The organism is Sphingopyxis sp. Geo25 (assembly GCF_949769135.1).
In the GTDB taxonomy this organism is placed as follows: domain Bacteria; phylum Pseudomonadota; class Alphaproteobacteria; order Sphingomonadales; family Sphingomonadaceae; genus Sphingopyxis.
The window spans coordinates 104,410-123,970 of sequence record NZ_CATKOZ010000004.1; the positions used below are offsets into that span (position 1 = coordinate 104,410).

Here is a 19,561-nt window from a genome sequence, read left to right on the forward strand (position 1 = left end):
GCGCTATGGGAGCGGCATGGAAATCGCCCTGTTCCAGCCCGACATCGCCGGCAATGTCGGCACGATATTGCGGACTGCCGCCTGTTTCGGCGTCCCCGCGCATATCATCGAACCCTGCGGATTCCCGTTCGGCGACGCGGCGCTGAAGCGGGCCGGGATGGATTATGCGGTGCGTGCGAATGTCCGGCGCCACCCCGACTGGCAGGCCTTCCGGCAATGGTCGCAGCTCGGCGGACAGCGCATCGTGCTGCTGACGACCGCGGGCGCCACGCCGCTTCCCGACTTTGATTTCGGTCAAGGCGACGTGCTGCTGTTCGGATCAGAGAGCGCCGGCGTTCCGTACCATGTTCACGAGGCCGTAGCCGCGCGGGTCGCGATTCCGATGCAGCCGGGCTTTCGATCCTTGAATGTCGCGGTCGCGGCTGGCATCGCGCTCGCCGAGGCGCTCCGGCAGACGAAAGGCTTTCCCCGATGATCCCGCTCGATCCCCAGCAGCAGGCTGCGCGCACCTGGTTCGAATCGCTGCGCGACCGCATCTGCGCCGAATTCGAAGCCATCGAGCGCGAGGCAGGCAGCGATGCCGCCTTCACCTATACGCCCTGGGATCGCGAGGCCGAAGGCACCGCGCCGGGCGAAGGCGGCGGCGGCGTCCGCGGCGTGATGACCGGCAAGGTCTTCGAAAAGGTCGGGGTCAACGTGTCGACCGTCGGCGGCGAGTTCGCGCCCGACTTCGCCAAATCGATCCATGGCGCGGGCGACGATCCGAATTTCTTCGCGACCGGCATCAGCCTCGTCGCGCATATGGCGAACCCGCATGTCCCCGCCGTCCATATGAACACGCGCTTCCTTGCGACGACGAAGCGCTGGTTCGGTGGCGGCGCCGACCTAAACCCGCCGATTCCCTACCAGGAAGACACCGACGCCTTCCACGCGCGCTTCCGTGCCGCCTGCGCGCCCTATGGGCCCGACGTCTACGAACGCTATGCCAAATGGGCCGAGGATTATTTCTACATCCCGCACCGCGGAGTGCACCGCGGCGTCGGGGGCATTTTCTACGACCATCTCGAATGCGGCGGCGATGCCGAGTTCGACCGCAATTTCGCGTTCACGCAGGCGGTGGGCGAGGCCTTCCTCGACATCTTTCCACAGATCGTCCGCCGGCGGATGGCGCAGCCCTTCTCGGAAGCCGAGCGCGAGGAGCAACTGATCTGGCGGGGGCGCTATGCCGAATTCAACCTCGTCTATGATCGCGGGACGCTGTTCGGGCTCAAGACCGGAGGCAATATCGACGCGATCCTGATGAGCCTGCCGCCCCTCGCGAAATGGAGCTGAGACGAAAAGGGCGCCCCGTTTCCGGAGCGCCCCTTCCTCGCCTGAAGCCCGTTCAGGCGAAAACGTCGGCCGATGCCTTCGGCGCGATCGCCCGATAGATGCCGATCGGCATCGCGAACGACAGAAGCAACTGCGGCACATAGACGACGAGCGCCATCACGATCATCGAGATGAACGCGCCAACACCCGGCTCGCCCGACATCGCGGCCCCCATGATTCCGCCAAACACCATCCCCACCACGAACCCGTAAACGATCGAGAGGATGAAGATGAGGACGTAGAAGCCGACGATGGACCACTGCGATGCGGCGGTCATCCGCCACGATTCGGTGATGCCCGTAACCGGATTGCGCGTCAGCCGGTCGGCCATGACCGGGCCCGCTACCGAGAGGCGACCGAATACCCACAGGAAGAAAACCAACATCGCGAGGTAGAAGATGACCATCAACACCATGGCCCCGCCACCGAGCGTACCGGACTCCAATGCGCTCGGCGAAAAGCCGCCAGCACCTGCAAAGGCGGCGCCGAAAATCAGCACGAATATGAAGCCGATTATGATCACGAGAAGATAGATCGCGATGAATACGACCAACATGCCGAAAGCAAATGCCGGTCCGGCCTGCAGCGCCCAACCGAAGTTCGGCGCTTCGCCGGGATAAAGCCCGCTGCGCCAGATCAGCATGCAAGCCGCATATAGAACGACCGCGGCCAAGACGCCGAACAGGAACAATCGCCCCATGGCCCCCATCACCGCCGACGGATCGCCGGCCGACATCGCCATCGTCGTGATAGTCGATCCGAGCATGAGATAGCCGAGCAAACCGAGCACCACGACAGCGCCCACGATCCACGTCAACATCTGCAACCAATTGGCCTTCAGGAACGCGAACGTCTCCGAAAAAGCCGCACCGATACTCATCTTGTTCATCTCATTCCCCCTTTCATACCTGACCTTGTTGTTGCGTCACGTCAGGCGACCCCAAACCTCCTATGTTCTTTTCACATCCAGTCGCGCATCCTTCCCCGGCGCGGACGGGGTAATGCCCTTATTCGAAGGTCGACGCCCGCGTCGCGAGTTGCCGGTAGGCCGCTGCGGAAATCGCGATCGTCACCATCGTGGCGGCGACGCCGAGCGCCGATTCGAGGAAACCGCTCACGATATGCCCGACCCCGGGGCCCGTTCCGGTGACGACGCTCACGACGCCCATCAGGATCAGCATGATGATCACGATCACGATCGTCACCAGCAACAGGAAGAAGAAGATCGCCCAGCCATTGTCGCGCGTCATGTCCCAGCTCGTGCGGATCGCCTCGACCGGATTGCCGATGCCGCGGTCGGCGACCAGCGGCGAGACGAGCGCGAGGCGCCCGATCAGATAGAGGCCCGGAATGATCAGAAGAACGAAGCCGATCCCGACGATCAGCCCGGTCAGGATCTGCAGGCCGATCAGCGTCGGGATCATCCGCGCAGCAAAGGCCAGCGCCTCGCCGACGCTCGTCGCGGTACGCGACAGCCAGAGCCGCAAGATCGCGACCGTTCCGACAACCGCGAACACCGCGACCGTCAGCTGATAGGGCAGCATCTGCCAGACATTCTGCTGGAACGTTGCCGATATCTGCTCGAGTGTCGCGCCCTGCGGCGGCTCGATCGGTGCGGGTCCGAACCATGCGACGGCAAGCGACGGCAGGAACAGGAAAACCGCCGCGATGGTCCCGGTCAGCGTCGTGTGCGACTTCAGCAATGCCACGCTGTCTTCCCACGCCGCACCCATGTCGAATTTTGCCATTGATACCCCATATTTATCGGCAGATGCCAAGGATCGGAGACTGACCTTGTTCGCCCCCAATGTCCAGCCTTGTCGCTACGGCCGCTGCGCCCTCTTGCCTCACCGCACGCAAAGGGGCAGGAAGCGCGCCCTATGACCATCCTGCCCACCCCCGCATGGCATGTTTCACCGGGCCTGACCGACTATGCCGCGGCGCTTGCCGACATGGAGGAGCGTGCCGCCGCGATGCACGCGGGCAACGCTGGCGAACGCATCTGGCTGCTCGAGCATCCCCCGCTCTACACCGCCGGGACGAGCGCCGATCCCGCCGAACTGCTCGATCCGCGCTTTCCGGTGTTCGACGCCGGGCGCGGTGGGCGCTACACCTATCACGGCCCGGGCCAGCGCGTCGGCTATGTCCAGCTCGACCTCACGCGGCGCGGACGCGATGTGCGCGCCTATGTTTCGGCGCTCGAAGGATGGGTGATCGACGCGCTCGGCCTGCTCGGGGTCGGAGCGCGCCGCGCGGAAGGCCGGATCGGGATATGGACCGACGACGCCGGCGGGCGCGAGGCGAAGATCGGCGCAATCGGCGTGCGCGTGAAGCGCTGGATCACGTTGCACGGTTTTTCGCTCAACGTGACCCCCGACCTTGCCCATTTCACCGGGATCGTGCCGTGCGGGATCGCCGAATTCCCGGTGACGAGCCTCGCCGCGCTCGGCAACCCGGCCACCTTCGCCGACGTCGACCGGGCGCTCGCCGAGACGCTGCCCGCCTTTCTCGACAAGCTTCGGGCAAGCGACTAGGAACGGCGGCATGACGCGGACCATCCTCATCGCCCTGCCCCTTGTCCTGCTCGCCGCCTGCGACAGCGAGCCTGCGGGCAAATCGACGACCAAGCTCGACGCGGTTGAGGTGCAACCGGGGACGATCAGCGATTCGATGATCATCCTCGACGACGCGGCGGGCGACGGCACGGCAGTCGATAACAGCGTCCCCGACGACGGCACGAAGAAGGAAGCGCCGACGGCCGCCGCCAGCGAAACGGCCGACACCGCCGAATCTGACGAGAGCGGCGATCCCGACGCGGTCGAGGCGCCCGTCGCGCAAAAGGCCATCTCTGCCGAAAGCGCGACGAAAAAGACCCAATAGGGTTTTAGCGCAGCCCCAGACTCTTGTGCGTCTGCAGCGACAGGCGCCAGCGCGGGTCGGCCATCACCAGGTCGATGCATGCCTGTACGTTCGCGGCGGCGTTCGGATCGTCGAGCGGCTGGATCAGCCGATGCGCGAAATCCAGATCGGCCAGCATCACAACATCGCTTCCCGCCTGCGGCCAGACGAGCTTCAGTTCGTCGCCGCTTCTCTGAACCAGTTCGCTACCCGCCTTGGGACTGACGCAAATCCAGTCGATGCTGCGCGGAACATCCTGCGTGCCGTTGGTCTCGATCGCAATGGTGAAACCCTCGGCATGGAGCGCGTCGATCAACGCCGCGTCGACCTGCAGCATCGGTTCGCCGCCGGTGAGCACGACGTAGCGGTCGTCCGCGCCCTCGCCCCAGCTTTCGGCGATCACCGCGGCGAGCGCCGCCGCATCGCGATATTTGCCGCCGAGCGTGCCGTCGGTGCCGACGAAATCGGTGTCGCAGAATTTACAGATCGCCTTCGCGCGGTCCTGCTCGCGTCCCGTCCACAAATTGCAGCCCGCAAAGCGGCAGAAAACGGCGCGGCGGCCGGCCTGCGCACCCTCGCCCTGCAGGGTGAGGAAAATCTCTTTGACGGAATAGGTCATCGGATCAGGCGTAGCGCGTCGGGTCGGGCAGCCCGGCGTCGGAGAAGCCCTTCGACCGCAGGCGGCAACTGTCGCACGATCCGCAGTGCAGCCCCTCCGGCGTCGGGTCATAGCACGACCAGCTCATCGCCGCATCCATGCCGAGCCGCGCAGCCTCGGCCGCGATGTCGGCCTTGGTCATATGCTGGAGCGGCGCGTGGATCTGGAACTCGATACCTTGATCCCCGTCGCGCGTCGCGAGCGCCGCAAGCTTCTCGAACCCCTGAATGAACTCGGGACGGCAATCGGGATAGCCCGAATAGTCGAGCGCATTGACCCCGATCACGATATCCTGCGCGTGCCGCGCCTCGGCAAGCCCGAGCGTGAGCGACAGGAAGATGAGGTTGCGCGCGGGCACATAGGTAACCGGAATATCGCTGCCGACACCTTCCTTGGGCACGTCGATGTCGGCGGTCAGCGCCGACCCGCCGAAGCGGCGGAGGTCGAGCGGCAGGACGATATGTTCGGCCGCGCCGACGTAGGCCGCGATCCGCGCGGCGGATTCGAGTTCGACGCGGTGGCGCTGGTTATAGTCGATCGTCAGCGCGACAATCCGTGCCCCCGCCTCGCGCGCGAGCCCCGCGCACACCATCGAATCGAGACCGCCCGACAGGAGGACGATGACGCTTTTTCCGGAAACATCCTGCATCGGCGCCAGATAGGCCTGCGCCCGCAGGCGTGCAAGTATTGCGGCGCACAAAGAAACAGGCCGCACGGCGCGAGCCGCACGGCCTAGGTCGGCATAAAGCCGTAGGGAGAAGGACACACATCGGTGCGTCGTCCAACCCCTCTAGCAGGCGATGGTTAACAAGCCGTTAGAACGCGGTGATCAGCAGCCGCCCGCGCGGCGCGCCTCGATCGCCTGCGAGAAGGGGCGGCCGTCGGCAATCCCCTGCGTGTCGATCTGAACCAGCCGGTTCGTTTCGCTGCGGATCGTCGTCCGCCCGTGCCCGGCGCCCGGGCAGGTGTAATGGACGGTCACCGAGGCCGGCGTATCCTCGATAACATAGCGCGAACAGCCCTGCTGCGGATGATAGACCTGGATCAGGCGCCTTGCGTCGCCGAGGCAGACCGTCTGCAGCACCGCATCCTTGCCGCGTTCGCGAAGCTGCCAGCTGCCCTTTTCGAGGCGGTCGAGCATCGCGAGCGACGGCGCCTGCGCCGGCACCGCGGTTGCTCCGGCAACTCCGAGAGCCAGCAAGGCCGTTCGAAACATGGGAGAGAAGATCGCCATTACACCTTCCATCTGGCTGCCCTGGTCCGGGCAAAACGCGACCCCTGTTCCCATAAGCTAGCAAGCCAGGGCAGGCATTTCAACCGCTTGGCGCCGATATGCCTCGTCTCGTCGTCACCCCGGTGAAATCAAGGGGGTAAAACACTCAGCCGTGCGCCGCGATATCGTCGAGCGGGATCGGAAAGACGCGCGAGCAAAAAGCGCAATCGACCTGCACCAGCCCATCGTCATCAGCCATCTCGCGGCGTTCGCCTTCGGGGAATTTCGAGAGAACGCCGGCAAAATAGTCGATGCTGCACCGGCAGCCGCGCGATACGGCTACACCCGGTTGGACGCGCACCTCGTCTTCGTGGAAGAGCCGCCATGCCAGCGTCTCGAGCGAGGTCGCCGGGTCAGTGAGCTCTTCGTCCTTCAGCGTCGCGGCGATGGTCTTGGCATGTTCCCACTCGGGGTGATCGTGCCGCACATGCAGGCGGTCGCGTCCGACTTCGCCCTCGGGCAGGTGCTGGAGCAGCAGGCCGCCAGCAAGGCACCCCGCCTCGGCATCGTGGCGCGCCGCCAGCTTGATCAGGCTCGGAATCTGTTCGGACTGCTCGAAATAATGCTCGGCGGCGTCGCCGATCGACGACCCTTCGAGCGGCACGATGCCCTGATAGCGCTCACCGGTCACCGCCTGGTCGAAGGTGATCGCGAGGAACCCCTCACCGAACAGCGCAAACAGCGTCGGATCGGCGCCAACGCCGACCAGTCGCTCGGCGTCGAATTTCAGGTAACCCCGCAGTTCGCCGCCGCGATAGTCGCATACAAGCAGTTCGATCGGCCCGCCGCCGGTCTGCGCCTGCAGCGTCAGCTGGCTCCCCTCGTCCTTGAGTGTCGAGCCCAGCAGCACGGTCAATGCGAGCGCCTCGGCGAGCAGCTTTTCGGCGACCGGCGGATAGTTATGCGCGGCGATGATCGTGTTTAGCGTCGGCCCAAGACGCACGAGGCGGCCACGAACATGGCGCTCGCTGATCGTGAACAGCAGCGGCTGGTCGAACCAGGTTTCGATAATCTCGCTCATAATTTCCCGACGGCCCAAAGCAGCACCGATTTTTGCGCGTGGACGCGGTTTTCGGCCTCGTCCCAGACACGCGACTGTTGGCCGTCGATCACCGCGTCGACCACTTCCTCGCCCCGATGCGCGGGCAGGCAGTGAAGAAACAGCGCGTCGCCCTTGGCCGCACCCATCAGCCGCTCATCAACCTGATAGGGCGCCATCGCCGCCAGCTTGTTGTGCGCATGATCCTGCCCCATCGACACCCAGGTGTCGGTGACGACCAAATCGGCGCCCGCGACCGCTTCGCGCGCGTCGCGCACGATGTCGATGCGCGCGCCCCTTGCGCGCGCCGCCTCGACGAAACCCGCATCGGGTTCATAACCCTGCGGCACGCCCGCACGAACGTTGAAGCCGAACAGCCCCGCCGCCTCGATCAGCGAGGCGAGCACGTTATTGCCGTCGCCGAGCCACGCGAGTTCGAGCCCCGGCAGTGCCTTGCCGCTTTCGACGATCGTCAGCAGGTCGGCGACGATCTGGCACGGATGCGACAGGTCGGTCAGACCGTTGATCACGGGAACGTCGGCGTACTGCGCCAGTTTCTCGATCTTCTCGTGATGATCGGTGCGGATCATGATCGCATCGGCATAGCGCGACAGCACGCGCGCGGTGTCGGCGATCGTCTCGCCGCGGCCGAGCTGTGTCGTTCCGGCGTCGAGGATCATGGGCACGCCGCCCAGTTGGCGGATGGCGAGGTCGAACGAGCAGCGCGTGCGCGTCGAATTCTTTTCGAACACCATCGCGAGCACATGATCGGCGAGCGGGGCGTCGGCGTCGGGCTTCGCCTTCGGCCAGCCCGCGCGCGCCGCTTTGCGATCGATCGCGTCGGCCAGCATCGCCGCGACCGCATCCCCGCCCGCATCGGACAGGTTCAGGAAGTTCCGCATTTACGCCTCGGGCGGCGTATAGCTCGCCGCCCCCGCCGACAGTTTCTCGATGAATTCGTCGATATGCGCCTGTTCGATGTTGAGCGGCGGCAGCACGCGCACGACATTCTCGCCCGCCGCGACGGTCAGCAGCCCGTGATTGTCGCGCAGGTGCGCGACAAAGGCGCGGCTGTCGCTCTTGAGCTTGAGACCGAGCATCAGGCCGAGGCCGCGGGTGCTTTCGAACAGATCGTCATGGTTGGGGATGAGCTGTTCCAGCGCACCGCGAAGGCGTTCGCCGGTCGCCTTGACCTGGTCGAGGAAGCCTTCCTCGAGGATGACATCGAACACCGCCTGCCCCGCCGCCATCGCGAGCGGGTTGCCGCCATAGGTCGAGCCATGCGTACCGATCACCATCCCGCGCGCCGCCTTTTCGGTCGCGAGGCACGCGCCCATCGGGAAGCCGCCGCCGATACCCTTGGCGGTCGCCATGATGTCGGGGGTGACGCCATACTGTTCATAGGCATAGAGCGTGCCGGTGCGCGCGACGCCGCACTGGACTTCGTCGAATACCAGCACGAGATCGCGCTCGTTGCAGATGTCGCGCAGGCCTTGCAGGAAAGGCTGCGACGCCGGACGGATGCCGCCCTCGCCCTGCACCGGCTCGACAAGGAAGCCCGCGGTGTTGTCGTCGACGAGGTCGAGCGCCGCGTTGAGGTCGTCGAACGGCGCATAGGCGAAACCCGGCAGCAGCGGATCGAAACCCTTGCGCAGCTTTTCCTGATTGGTCGCCGAGATCGTGCCCAGCGTGCGGCCGTGGAACGCGTTGTTGAAGGTGATCAGCGTGTGCTTCTCGGCATTGCCCGCGCTCGAATGATAGGCGCGCGCCGTCTTGATCGCGCACTCGACCGCCTCGGCGCCCGAGTTGGTGAAGAAGACGGTGTCGGCGAAGGTGTTGTCGACCAGACGCTGCGCAAAGGCTTCGCCCTGCGGGCTGCCGTAAAGGTTCGACACATGCATCAGCGTCGCGGCCTGATCCTGGATCGCCTTGGTCAGATGTGGATGGCCATGGCCAAGCAGATTGACCGCGATGCCGCTCGCGAAGTCCAGATAGCGTTCGCCGCGCTCGCCAATCAGATAGGCGCCCTCGCCTCGCACCGGACGCACACCGCACCGGGGGTAAACGGGCATCAGCGGCGTGATCGACATGTCGGGCACCTTTCGAGAAAGACAAACGTAAAAAGGCGACCCCGAACGGGCCGCCCTTGGTGGGGCCGCCCCTATACTGCCGCGGCCGGAGCCGCGTCAACACGGGGGTTAGAGCGATTTCGCCGCTTCCATCGCGAGCGTGACCGAATGCTTGCGCGCGGTGTGATCATACATCGAAGAAGCGATGATAATCTCGTCGACGCCGGTACGCGCCCTGAACGCCTTGAGGCCCGCGGCGACATCGTCGATGGTCCCGACCGCCGAGCATTGCAGCACATGGTCGAGGATCGCGCGTGCATTCGGCGGCAGGCTGTCCTTATAGCCTTCGAGCGGCGGCTTCATCTTGCCGGGATTGCCGGTGCGCAGCGCGACGAACGCCTGCTGCTGCGACGAAGCGAGCAGTTCGGCTTTCTCGCGCGTGTCGGCGGCAAAGACGTTGAACGCCGCCGCGGCATAGGGCTCGGCAAGTTGGTCCGAGGGTTTGAACTGGCGCCGATAGATGTCGAGCGCTTCGTCGAGCGCGTCCGGCGCGAAGTGACTGGCGAAGGCATAGGGCAGCCCGAGCATCGCCGCGAGCTGTGCGCCGAACAGGCTCGATCCGAGAATCCAGAGCGGCACCTTTGTCCCCTCGCCCGGAACCGCGCGGATGCCCAGCCGTTCGTCGCCGGCGAGGAACGCCTGCAACTCGACGACGTCCTGCGGGAACTGGCGCTCGTCGCTCGCAAGATTGCGGCGGAGCGCGCGGGCGACGACGCCGTCCGAACCCGGCGCCCGCCCAAGACCGAGATCGACCCGGCCGGGGAACAGCGCTTCGAGCGTGCCGAACTGTTCGGCGATCACTATCGGCGCATGGTTCGGCAGCATGATGCCGCCCGCGCCGATGCGGATGGTCGATGTCGCCTGCCCGATATGCGCGAGCACGACGGAGGTCGCCGCGCTCGCTATCCCCGCCATGCCATGATGCTCGGCAACCCAATAGCGTTCATAGCCGAGCGCCTCGGCGTGCTTCGCGAGATCCGCAGCGTTGGCGAGCGATTGCGAGATGGTGCCGGTATCGGTGACGGGCACGAGGTCGAGAAAGGACAGTTTCGTCATGCAACCGATATGCGTTGGCGGTCCGTGAGGTTCAAGCGCAGCCCTCCACGCTCGGACACAAGAAAAACTACGCCCGCTCGTCCTTCGGCGATTCCATCAGCACATAAGTGGTGATCGAATGAACCTGCGGCAGCACGCCGAGGACTTCGGTATGGAAATGTTTGTACGCGGCCAGATCCTCGGTCTCGACCCGCAGCAGATATTCGATCGCGCCGGTGAGATTGTGGCACTCGCGCACTTCGGGAGCGAGCGCCATCGCCGCCTCGAAATCATTCTGCGACTTCTTCGTGTGCGACGACAGGCCGACGGTTACATAGGCCAGGAACGTCAGCCCCAGCTTCGCCGGGTCGACCACCGCGCGATAGCCCTTGATAACGCCGCTGCGCTCGAGCTCCTGCACGCGGCGCAAGCACGCCGAGGGAGACAGGCCGACGCGATCGGCGAGTTCGAGGTTAGAGATTCGTCCATCGCTGGACAATTCGTGCAATATCTTGCGGCCAATGGCATCAATCTTGATCATGGATTGCACAATCTATCCCAAAACTACCTATCTTTGCAATCCGTGGCGCATCGAAACGCATTATGTTGCGCCACATGGAACAGACCACCCTTGCCGCGCTCTCCGCTTTCGCTCTCGTCTCGTCGATCACGCCGGGGCCGAACAATATGATGCTGATGGCGTCGGGCGCGAACTTCGGCCTTCGCCGCACGGTGCCGCACGCCCTCGGCGTCGGCATCGGCTTCACGCTGATGATCGTCCTCGTCGGCGTCGGCCTCATGGGCCTGTTCGACCGCTTTCCGGTGCTCAACATCGCCCTCAAGGTGGTGAGCGTCGTCTATCTGCTCTGGCTCGCCTGGAAGATCGCCAACGCCGGCGCGCCTGGCGACGGCGAGAGCCCGCGCGGCAAGCCGATGAGCTTTTTCCAGGCGGTGATGTTCCAGTGGGTGAACCCCAAGGCCTGGTCGATGGCGCTGACTGCGATCGCGCTTTATGCCCCGAACCGCAATTTCGCGGCGGTGCTGCTGGTCGCGGTCATCTTCGGGATCATCAACCTCCCCTCGACCAGTCTGTGGGCGGTGATGGGCGTGTCGCTCCGCGGTTGGCTGTCGAGCCCGGCACGGTTGCGCGCGTTCAACTGGACGATGGCGGCGTTGCTGGTGGGGTCGCTCGCGCTTCTTATCTGATCCGATTGCAAGGTTGCGATCCGCAACCTAAACACGGCGCTCCCCTCACAGGAGAAGAGAGCCATGCAAAGCCGCCGCCTCGGAAAAAGCGCCATCCACGTCTCCGACATCTGCATGGGGACGATGACCTTCGGCAGCCAGACCGACGAGGCCGAAGCGTTCCGCATTCTCGACCGCTGCTTCGACGAGGGGATCAATTTCTATGACACCGCCGAGGGTTATCCGGTGCCGCCCGACACGAAATGGGTCGGCCGCACCGAAGAGATCGTCGGCCGCTGGCTCAAGACCAAGAACCGCGACGCGATCATCCTCGCGACCAAGGTGTCGGGACCGAGCCATGTCTGGTTCAAGTCGCCGTGCCGCGGCGGAATGACCGCGCTCGACCGCCACAATATCCGCAGCGCCATCGAAGCGAGCCTCACGCGCCTCCAGACCGATTATGTCGACCTCTACCAGACGCACTGGCCCGACCATGATGCGCCCTATGACGAGATCATGGACGCGCTCGACGAACTGGTCCGCGAGGGCAAGGTGCGAATCCTCGGCTGTTCGAACGAGACGAGCTGGGGCTTGATGAAGTCGCTCGCCGCATCCGAACGCCTCGGCGCCCAGCGCTATCATACGATCCAGAATAATTTCAGTCTCAACAACCGCCGCTTCGAGGACGAACTCGCGCAGGTCTGCCGGCAGGAGGGGATCAGCCTGATCCCCTATTCGCCGCTCGCCGGCGGGGTATTGTCGGGCAAATATCAGGACGGCGCCCGGCCCGAAGGCGCGCGCTTCTCGCGCTATCTCGGCATGGAAGGCCGGCAGGCTGCGATGGGGCGCCGTTTCGTCAACGACAAGAGCCTCGCCGCGACGGCTCGCTATCTTGCGATTGCCGAGGAGCATGGCCTGCATCCGGTGACGATGGCGACCGCCTGGTCGAAGCAGCACGATTTCGTCGCCTCGACGATCGTCGGGGTCAGCGCCTATGATCAGGTCGACCCGATTCTCGCCGCCAAGGAACTGGTGCTGAGCGACGAACTGATGAAGGCGCTGCACAAGGTCGGCAAGGACATCCTCTACCCGATGGGCTGAGGCGCGCCGCCGAACCGCTCGCGCAACTCGAACTTCAGCACCTTGCCCGTCGCGTTGCGCGGCAGCGCGTCGACGATTTCGAGCCGCGCGGGGTGTTTGTACCGCGCGAGCCGCTCGCCGCAGTAGGCCTTGATGTCCTCGATCGTCACGCTCGCGCCGGGGCGCGGCACGACAACCGCGCAGCCGCATTCGCCCCATTTGGGATCGGGCAGGCCGATGACGGCAACCTCGTGGATCGCATCCATCGCATAGAGCGCATTCTCGACTTCGGCCGGATACACATTCTCGCCGCCGGTGATGTACATATCCTTCACCCGGTCTTCGATGTAGAAATAGCCCTCTTCATCCTGCCGCCCGACGTCGCCCGAGCGGAACCAGCCGTCGACGAAGCTCGACGCATTGGCATCGGGCCGGTTCCAGTAGCCGGGCGTGATGTTGAGCCCGCGCATCCAGATCTCGCCAAGCTCGCCGACCGGCGCCTCGGTGCCATCGCCGCGCATGATCTTCGCCTCGCAATGCCGTACCGGCTTGCCCGCGGCGCCGATCTTGCCCGGGATGTCGCGCGCCTCCTGCATCAGCGCCGCGGCGCACGTCTCGGTCATCCCGTATCCCTCGCGGATCGGCACTCCGCGCGCGAACCAGGTGCGGAGCAGGCTTTCGGGGACGCTCTCGGCGCCGCAGCTCATCGTCTGGGTGCGCGAGAAATCGGTGGTCGCGAAATCGGGATGCGCCTGCATCGCGTTGTACATCGCCGGCACGCCGAGAAAGTGCGTCACGCCCATGTCGGGATCGCCGAATAGCCGCAGCATGGCGCCGGGCTCGAACGCGCGCACCACGACGACGGTGCCGCCGAAGCCGAAGCTGATCGTTGTATAGGCGACGAGCCCGCCGATGTGGAACAGGGGCAGCGCGACAAGCCCGACCATCCGGTTCGACGCATTCGAGATGCCGCCCGACCCCGCATTGATGAACAGGAACTGGGCGTGGTTGAACATCACCCCTTTCGGCGTTCCCGTGGTGCCCGACGAATACATGATCATGCAAAGATCGCTGCCGAGCTGCGGAAGCTGGTCGTACACGGGCGTCGCCGCTGCTATCGCCGCCTCCAGATCGCCGCCCTTCCCCGCCGGGTCCATTGTGATCCAGTGCGCGACATCGGTTTTTTCCCTGAGCGCCGGGATCACCGCTTCGAGATCGGTGTCGTAAAACACCGCGCTCGCGCCGCTGTCGCTCACCATGAAGGCCAGCTCGTGCGCGGTCAGGCGGAAGTTCAGCATCGTCAGCACCGCGCCGATCCGCCAGCAGGCGAACATGATGTCGAGCATGTCGCTGCTGTTCATCGAGAGCAGGCCGACTCGGTCGCCCTTCGCGACGCCGATTGCGCTCAAATGCCCCGCGATCCGCGCCACCCGCTCGTGCATCGCGGCATAGCTGTGCTGCCGCCCGCTGTGGATGTCGATCGTCGCGACCTTGTCGGGAAAACGGCGCGCATTCTCCGCGATCCAGTCATAGACCAGCATATCGTTCATCTTGTCTCTCCCGCAGCAAACTTACGTTTTCCGCTGGAGAAAGCGAATCGATTCTAGGCGGGCGTCAGGCGAGCTCGATCTTGAACAGTTCGAGCATCCGGCCCCACGCCTTTTCAGCCGCCGCTTCGTTGTAGGCGCGGCCGTCGGGCGGGCACCAGCCGTGCATCGCGCCGGCATAGACCTCGACCTCGTGCCATTGCTTGCGGGGGGTCAGCACGGCGTTCAGCCGGTTCTTCTCTTCGGGGTCCTGCTTGTCGTCATTGTCGGCGATCGCGAACAGATAGCCCGCGTTGGTTCCGGGGATCAGCAGGTGCGGGCTGTCGGGCTTGTCGGTGCCGACCCCGCCGCCATGAAAGCTCGCCGCCGCACCGACGCGGTCGGGCTTCAACGCCGCGGTGTAGATCGTCATCGCACCGCCCATGCAATAGCCGGTCGTGCCGAGCTTGCGCTTGGTATCGACCTCCTTTTGCGCGTCGAGGAAGGCGAGATGCGCGGTCGCGTCGGTCGTCACCAATGGCTTGGTCAGCTGCTTCAGATAGCCGAACAATTTGTCGCGGATCGCGGGGTCGTTGAAGTCGTTCGTCGCGTCGACGACGGGCGACTTCTGCCAGCGATAAAAGGGGTTCACGGTGAGCACCGCATAGCCCTCGCCCGCCAGCCGGTCGGCCATCTGGCGAAAGGCAGGACGCAGGCCGCGAATGTCGGGCCACACGAGCACGCCTGGATGCTTGCCGCTCGCGGGCGCGACGAAATAGGCATCGGCGGTGCCGTCGGCGGTGCGTATCTCGACGTCGCGGCCCTTCACCGGCCCGGCGGCGGCCGCCGACACCGGCAACATCGAGGCAAGCGCACCCGCGCCGACCAGCGTGCCGAAACTACGGCGGTTTACGGGCAGCCCCGCGCGGTCGAGATCGGCTTCGGTGATGTCATTGCACATACGCTCTCTCCTCTTCCCGAACCCCGATACGCGCCAAAAAGCCAAAGGCTGCCGATTCCCCCGAAAGCGCAGAAAACTAGGCAACTTCACTCACAAATCGCAATACGCGCACCGATGGATATAGGGGCAGCTAAGCACGGCCCAAGATAATAGGAAAGGGTTATCGGTCCCATTTCGTCATCCCCGCGAAGGCGGGGATCCCGCTTCCTCCAACGCGGCTATTCAGCTGGATCCCCGCCTTCGCGGGGATGACGAGACAGGGGGTCAGGCGTTGAGACGTATCTCGTCGTAACTATGCACCACATGATGCACGCCGACACCGCGCAATATCTCGCCATGCGCCGCACGGTCGACGATATGACCCGCGCCGCAAAATCCGACCACGGTCATCCCCGCAGCCAGCGCCGCCTGCGCGCCGGTCGGCGAATCCTCGATCGCGAGGCAGTCGGCCGGATCGACCCCGATCCCTTTGGCCGCAGCGAGATAGATATCGGGATGCGGCTTGCCGCGATCCCAGCCATCGGCGCTGTAGATATGCTCGCCGAAATGATGCCGAAGGCCGAATAGCACTAGCGCCCAGTCGATATATTCGGCGCGGCTCGACGAGGCGATCGCGCGCGGCAGCGACCCCAGCGTGTCGAGAAAGGCCGGCGCGCCGGGAACGGCGTCGAACCCCTCCATGAAACGCGCCCGCGCGCGGGCGCGGTGCGTTTCCCGAAAATCGGCAGGCAGCGCGCGGCCGAAGCGCGCCTCGATCCGCCGCTGCGTTTCCTGCCAGTTATGGCCGTAATAGTCGCGCAAGGCTTCGTCATAGGTTGTCGGCATCCCCGCCGCGGTCAAGCTTTCGGAGAGCGACATATTCGCGCGCACCTCGCTGTCGGCGATCACGCCGTCGAAATCGAAGATGATGGCGGCGAAGGTCATCGGGTGTGCACAATCTTCATACTTGGGCGCTAGAGACTGAACGGGTCAGGAAACATCATCATGAAATTCATTTCGCTAAACTCGCGTGGCGGCAACTATCTGGTTGTCGCGGAGAATGTCGCGTGGCTCCGGTCTGCCGAAAACGGACAGACGCAGGTCGGCATGGTCGGCAGCACGCCGCTGCTCGTGGCCGGAACCATCGAAGAAGTTTCGGCCTCGATCCTAGCGCAGGCCAACGCCTCCGGGCGCCGAGCCGGTGACGGACCGCCGGTCACGGCATGAGCACCGGATCGCGGGCATAACCCCACGCGCCCTCGCCCGACCAATGGCGTCCGTCGGGGAAGGTCAGCGCTATCCCGCTTAGCTGCGCCGGATCGAACAGGCGCATGTTGACGCCCATCAGGTCGACCGCGCCGCCCATCCGCTCGATCAGGCCCGCGGTCGCCGACCAGTGCGTCGAACAGCCGCAGATGGCGCAGAAATGCAGGTCCGAATTGGGGTTCGGCCGGTCGGCGCGATTATAGGTCCGCGTTTCGCCCTCGATCACGACATCGCGCGGCGAATAATAGGCCCAGAGGATGCCGTGCGAGAAGCAAAGCGAGCAATTGCACTCGGCAATCTCTTCGGGCGCTTTGGCAAGCCGCACGGAGACGGCGCCGCAGTGGCAGGTGGTGTTCCAGGTCATTCCGAAATCACCCTGCCTCTCAACATTTCGAGCCCCGCCTCAACGAGTTCCGCGGCCGAAGTCGCTTCGCGCGATACGGGATAAAATTCCGCTACACGATATCCCGCGCCAATCGCGAGCAATTCCACTTCCTTCGCTTCGATCAATGCATCCCGCGCCTTCAGAAAGTGGCGATGCAAATAGGACGCGCCGTTAATAAGAAGCGTCGAGTCATCCACCGGCGCCCCGTCGCTGACGACCATCAGGATACGGCGTCTTTCGCGCCGCTGGTTCAGATAATGAGCGCCCCATTCCAGCGCCTCCCCGTCAACATTCTCGCGCAGAAGGTCAGGGTTGAGCATCTGCCTCCAACCATTGTCGTCCAGACCCGCACCGTCGAATGGCTGATAGAGGATGTGAAGCAGCGCACACAGACGGCCGGGTCGCCGGGGTCGTCCCTCGCGCAGCCATTTGCGCCGCGCGAAACCTCCATGCCACCCGGCAGTCGTATAGCCAGCAACCGCGACACTGGCACCGCACCGTCCCAACTCCTCCGACAATCGCCGGACGCCCGCGGCAACCCAAGCCATGGGTTCGCCGCGCATCGAGCCGGACTGGTCAACCATCAGTAGGACAGCCGCATCATGGAACTCGCCCGCCTCAGTTCCGGCGAGCGAAGGAAGGTCGTGCAGTCCGCGATAGATGTCTTCTGCGTTCGCAATCTGCGAGCGCCACTGCTCGTTGTCGGTCTCGACATGACCTTTTTCAGGATCAGGACTCGCTTCGTAGAGGGCAAGCGGCAGATCTGTCGCGGCCAAAACACGATCATATTCCCGCGTGTACACACGATAAGGCTCCCCTTCGGGGCCATCGGCGACAGGGCGCCCACGCCAGCGGCGGATTATGATGCCAAACACAACCCACAGAAAAGTCGCGGTGAGTAAAAGGCTGAGAGCCACAGGCACCGAACTCGGGGAGTCGGCAGCCATCGGCCTATTCCACCGTCACCGACTTCGCCAGATTGCGCGGCTGGTCCACATCCGTGCCCTTCGCCACCGCCACATGGTACGCCAGCAACTGCACCGGCACCGCATAAACCAGCGGCGCGATCAGCGGGTGGACCTTGGGCATCTCGATCGTCGCCATGCAGCCGTCGCCGGCTTCGGCGAGGCCTTCGGCGTCGCTGATCAGCACGACCTTGCCGCCGCGCGCCATGACTTCCTGCATGTTGCTGACGGTCTTTTCGAACAACGGCCCGCTCGGCGCGAGGACGATCACCGGGACCGCCTCGTCGATCAGCGCGATCGGGCCGTGCTTCATCTCGCCCGACGCATAGCCTTCGGCGTGGATGTAGGAGATTTCCTTGAGCTTGAGCGCGCCCTCGAGCGCCAGCGGATAGTCGGGACCGCGGCCCAGATACAGCACGTCGCGCGCCGGCGCGACCAAATGCGCCATCTTCGCGATATCCTCGTCATGCGCCAGCGCCGCGTTCAATGCGGCGGGGGCTTCGACCAGATGCTTGACGATCTCGCGCTCCTCATCGGCGCTGAGCTTGCCCTTCTTGAGCGCAAGATGCGCAGCGAGCGCGGCGAGCACCGCGAGCTGGCAGGTGAAGGCCTTGGTCGACGCGACCCCGATCTCCGGCCCCGCGTGGGTCGGGAGCAGCAGGTCGGCCTCGCGCGCCATGCTGCTGGTCGGCACATTGACGACGACCGCGATCGTCTGGCCGTTCGCCTTGCAATGGCGGAGCGCCGCGAGCGTGTCGGCGGTCTCGCCCGACTGCGAGATGAAGAGCGCGAGCCCGCCGGGCTGCAGCACCGGGTCGCGGTAACGGAATTCCGACGCGACATCGATGTCGACGGGGACGCGCGCGAAGGTCTCGAACCAATATTTGGCGACCATGCCCGCATAGAAACTCGTGCCGCACGCGACGATCGTGATGCGCTCGACCGTCGAGAGGTCGAAGTCCATCTGCGGCAGCGCGACGGTCTGTTCGAGCGGGCGGATGTAGGAGGAGAGCGTCTGCGCAACCACGGTCGGCTGCTCGAAAATCTCCTTCTGCATGAAGTGGCGGTAATTGCCCTTCTCGACCGCCGCAGCGGTGACGCCCGATGTCGTGATCTCGCGCGCCACCGGGTTGTTCGCGGCATCGTAGATCTGCGCGCCGTCGCGGGTGATGACGACCCAGTCGCCCTCGTCGAGATAGGCGATCTTCTGCGTCAGCGGCGCAAGCGCGAGCGCGTCGGAGCCGAGATAGGTCTCGCCCTCGCCGTAGCCGACGACGAGCGGCGAACCGAGGCGCGCGCCGATCAGCAGATCGGGATGCTGGCGGAAGGCGATCGCGAGCGCGAAGGCGCCGCGGAGCTGCGGCAGCACCGCCTGCACCGCTTCCTGCGGCGACTTGCCTGCCTCGACCTGTTCGCTCACGAGGTGCGCGACGACCTCGGTATCGGTCTCGCTCTCGAAGGTGCGACCGCGTGCCTGCAGCGCCTCGCGCAGCGGCTTGAAATTCTCGATGATTCCGTTGTGCACCAGCGCGACTTCGCCCGTCGCATGCGGGTGCGCATTGCTCGTCGTCGGCGCGCCGTGCGTCGCCCAGCGCGTGTGCGCGATGCCGACGGTGCCGGGCGCCGGGTTGCCCGCGAGCTCCTTGACGAGATTGTTCAACTTCCCCTCGGCGCGGCGGCGGATCAGCTGGCCACCCTCGACCGTGCATACCCCCGCCGAATCATAGCCGCGATATTCCATGCGCCGCAGCCCGTCGACGAGGCGGTCCGCCACCTGGTCCTTGCCGATGATTCCGATGATTCCGCACATG

23 protein-coding genes are annotated in these 19,561 nt (G+C 64.8%); 7 read left to right on the forward strand and 16 right to left on the reverse strand.

Going from position 1 to position 19,561, the window contains the following annotated elements; all coding sequences use genetic code 11:
• Positions 1–16: 16 nt before the first annotated feature.
• Positions 17–475: a tRNA (cytidine(34)-2'-O)-methyltransferase gene (locus tag QOL68_RS12820; protein ID WP_282949635.1), complete on the forward strand. Its 459-nt coding sequence runs from the start codon at positions 17–19 to the stop codon at positions 473–475.
• A complete protein-coding gene (gene hemF, locus QOL68_RS12825) occupies positions 472–1,332 on the forward strand; it encodes an oxygen-dependent coproporphyrinogen oxidase (protein WP_204992697.1) in 861 nt (286 codons plus the stop codon). The genes QOL68_RS12820 and hemF overlap by 4 nt, the downstream gene beginning before the upstream one ends.
• Positions 1,333–1,384: 52 nt before the next feature.
• Here hemF and QOL68_RS12830 read toward each other — a convergent pair whose 3' ends face one another.
• Together QOL68_RS12830 and QOL68_RS12835 are read right to left on the reverse strand one after the other, a co-directional pair.
• On the reverse strand, positions 1,385–2,260 hold the full coding sequence (locus tag QOL68_RS12830; protein ID WP_282949634.1) for a hypothetical protein: 876 nt from the start codon (positions 2,258–2,260) through the stop codon (positions 1,385–1,387).
• Between the two features lie 118 nt (positions 2,261–2,378).
• Positions 2,379–3,119, reverse strand: coding sequence for a hypothetical protein (locus QOL68_RS12835; RefSeq protein ID WP_282949633.1), 741 nt, complete (start codon positions 3,117–3,119; stop codon positions 2,379–2,381).
• Positions 3,120–3,251: 132 nt separating this feature from the next.
• Here QOL68_RS12835 and lipB point away from each other — a divergent pair, with 132 nt between their 5' ends.
• Positions 3,252–3,905 (forward strand): lipoyl(octanoyl) transferase LipB, encoded by a 654-nt coding sequence (lipB, locus tag QOL68_RS12840; protein ID WP_282949632.1) that lies wholly within the window; start codon positions 3,252–3,254, stop codon positions 3,903–3,905.
• A gap of 10 nt (positions 3,906–3,915) precedes the next feature.
• Positions 3,916–4,251 carry a hypothetical protein gene (locus tag QOL68_RS12845; RefSeq protein WP_282949631.1) on the forward strand — a complete coding sequence of 112 codons (336 nt, stop codon included), beginning with the start codon at positions 3,916–3,918 and terminating at the stop codon, positions 4,249–4,251.
• A gap of 4 nt (positions 4,252–4,255) precedes the next feature.
• Here QOL68_RS12845 and queE read toward each other — a convergent pair whose 3' ends face one another.
• From queE to QOL68_RS12885, 8 genes are all read right to left on the reverse strand, one after another.
• Positions 4,256–4,888 carry a 7-carboxy-7-deazaguanine synthase gene (gene queE, locus QOL68_RS12850; RefSeq protein ID WP_282949630.1) on the reverse strand — a complete coding sequence of 211 codons (633 nt, stop codon included), beginning with the start codon at positions 4,886–4,888 and terminating at the stop codon, positions 4,256–4,258.
• A 4-nt stretch (positions 4,889–4,892) separates the two neighbouring features.
• Positions 4,893–5,576, reverse strand: a complete 684-nt coding sequence (queC, locus tag QOL68_RS12855) for a 7-cyano-7-deazaguanine synthase QueC (protein ID WP_282949629.1) — start codon at positions 5,574–5,576, stop codon at positions 4,893–4,895.
• A 180-nt stretch (positions 5,577–5,756) separates the two neighbouring features.
• Positions 5,757–6,143, reverse strand: a complete 387-nt coding sequence (locus tag QOL68_RS12860) for a hypothetical protein (protein ID WP_282949628.1) — start codon at positions 6,141–6,143, stop codon at positions 5,757–5,759.
• A 163-nt stretch (positions 6,144–6,306) separates the two neighbouring features.
• The gene (hslO, locus tag QOL68_RS12865) at positions 6,307–7,221 is read right to left on the reverse strand and encodes an Hsp33 family molecular chaperone HslO (protein ID WP_058457162.1); all 915 of its coding nucleotides are present in this window, start codon (positions 7,219–7,221) and stop codon (positions 6,307–6,309) included.
• Complete coding sequence (argF, locus tag QOL68_RS12870) at positions 7,218–8,141, reverse strand: ornithine carbamoyltransferase (protein WP_204992691.1); 924 nt, start codon at positions 8,139–8,141, stop codon at positions 7,218–7,220. The genes hslO and argF overlap by 4 nt, the downstream gene beginning before the upstream one ends.
• Positions 8,142–9,329, reverse strand: a complete 1,188-nt coding sequence (locus QOL68_RS12875) for an aspartate aminotransferase family protein (protein WP_282949627.1) — start codon at positions 9,327–9,329, stop codon at positions 8,142–8,144.
• A 108-nt stretch (positions 9,330–9,437) separates the two neighbouring features.
• Positions 9,438–10,424, reverse strand: a complete 987-nt coding sequence (locus tag QOL68_RS12880; protein ID WP_282949626.1) for an LLM class flavin-dependent oxidoreductase — start codon at positions 10,422–10,424, stop codon at positions 9,438–9,440.
• A 67-nt stretch (positions 10,425–10,491) separates the two neighbouring features.
• Positions 10,492–10,944, reverse strand: a complete 453-nt coding sequence (locus QOL68_RS12885; protein WP_204992688.1) for an Lrp/AsnC family transcriptional regulator — start codon at positions 10,942–10,944, stop codon at positions 10,492–10,494.
• Positions 10,945–11,018: 74 nt separating this feature from the next.
• On the opposite strand from QOL68_RS12885, the gene QOL68_RS12890 reads away from it, so the two are divergent.
• Positions 11,019–11,609: a LysE family translocator gene (locus QOL68_RS12890; protein ID WP_282949625.1), complete on the forward strand. Its 591-nt coding sequence runs from the start codon at positions 11,019–11,021 to the stop codon at positions 11,607–11,609.
• A 63-nt stretch (positions 11,610–11,672) separates the two neighbouring features.
• Positions 11,673–12,689, forward strand: coding sequence for an aldo/keto reductase (locus tag QOL68_RS12895; RefSeq protein WP_282949624.1), 1,017 nt, complete (start codon positions 11,673–11,675; stop codon positions 12,687–12,689).
• Here QOL68_RS12895 and QOL68_RS12900 read toward each other — a convergent pair.
• The 3 genes from QOL68_RS12900 to QOL68_RS12910 all read right to left on the reverse strand — a co-directional run bounded on the left by QOL68_RS12900 (position 12,674) and on the right by QOL68_RS12910 (position 16,079).
• Complete coding sequence (locus QOL68_RS12900) at positions 12,674–14,218, reverse strand: acyl-CoA synthetase (RefSeq protein ID WP_282949623.1); 1,545 nt, start codon at positions 14,216–14,218, stop codon at positions 12,674–12,676. The genes QOL68_RS12895 and QOL68_RS12900 overlap by 16 nt on opposite strands.
• 64 nt (positions 14,219–14,282) lie before the next feature.
• Positions 14,283–15,155 (reverse strand): dienelactone hydrolase family protein, encoded by an 873-nt coding sequence (locus tag QOL68_RS12905; protein ID WP_282949622.1) that lies wholly within the window; start codon positions 15,153–15,155, stop codon positions 14,283–14,285.
• A gap of 264 nt (positions 15,156–15,419) precedes the next feature.
• Positions 15,420–16,079 carry an HAD family hydrolase gene (locus tag QOL68_RS12910; protein ID WP_282949621.1) on the reverse strand — a complete coding sequence of 220 codons (660 nt, stop codon included), beginning with the start codon at positions 16,077–16,079 and terminating at the stop codon, positions 15,420–15,422.
• Positions 16,080–16,139: 60 nt separating this feature from the next.
• Here QOL68_RS12910 and QOL68_RS12915 point away from each other — a divergent pair, with 60 nt between their 5' ends.
• Entirely contained in the window at positions 16,140–16,361 is a 222-nt protein-coding gene (locus QOL68_RS12915; protein ID WP_204992681.1) for a hypothetical protein, read from the forward strand.
• On the opposite strand, the gene QOL68_RS12920 is transcribed toward QOL68_RS12915, so the two are convergent.
• The 3 genes from QOL68_RS12920 to glmS are packed head-to-tail and all read right to left on the reverse strand — an operon-like array spanning position 16,351 to position 19,560.
• On the reverse strand, positions 16,351–16,764 hold the full coding sequence (locus QOL68_RS12920) for a GFA family protein (protein ID WP_282949620.1): 414 nt from the start codon (positions 16,762–16,764) through the stop codon (positions 16,351–16,353). The genes QOL68_RS12915 and QOL68_RS12920 overlap by 11 nt on opposite strands.
• Complete coding sequence (locus QOL68_RS12925) at positions 16,761–17,732, reverse strand: cobaltochelatase CobT-related protein (RefSeq protein WP_282949619.1); 972 nt, start codon at positions 17,730–17,732, stop codon at positions 16,761–16,763. Before QOL68_RS12925 ends, QOL68_RS12920 begins: the two co-directional genes overlap by 4 nt.
• A 4-nt stretch (positions 17,733–17,736) precedes the next feature.
• Entirely contained in the window at positions 17,737–19,560 is a 1,824-nt protein-coding gene (gene glmS / locus QOL68_RS12930; protein WP_282949618.1) for a glutamine--fructose-6-phosphate transaminase (isomerizing), read from the reverse strand.
• Position 19,561 lies beyond the last annotated feature (1 nt).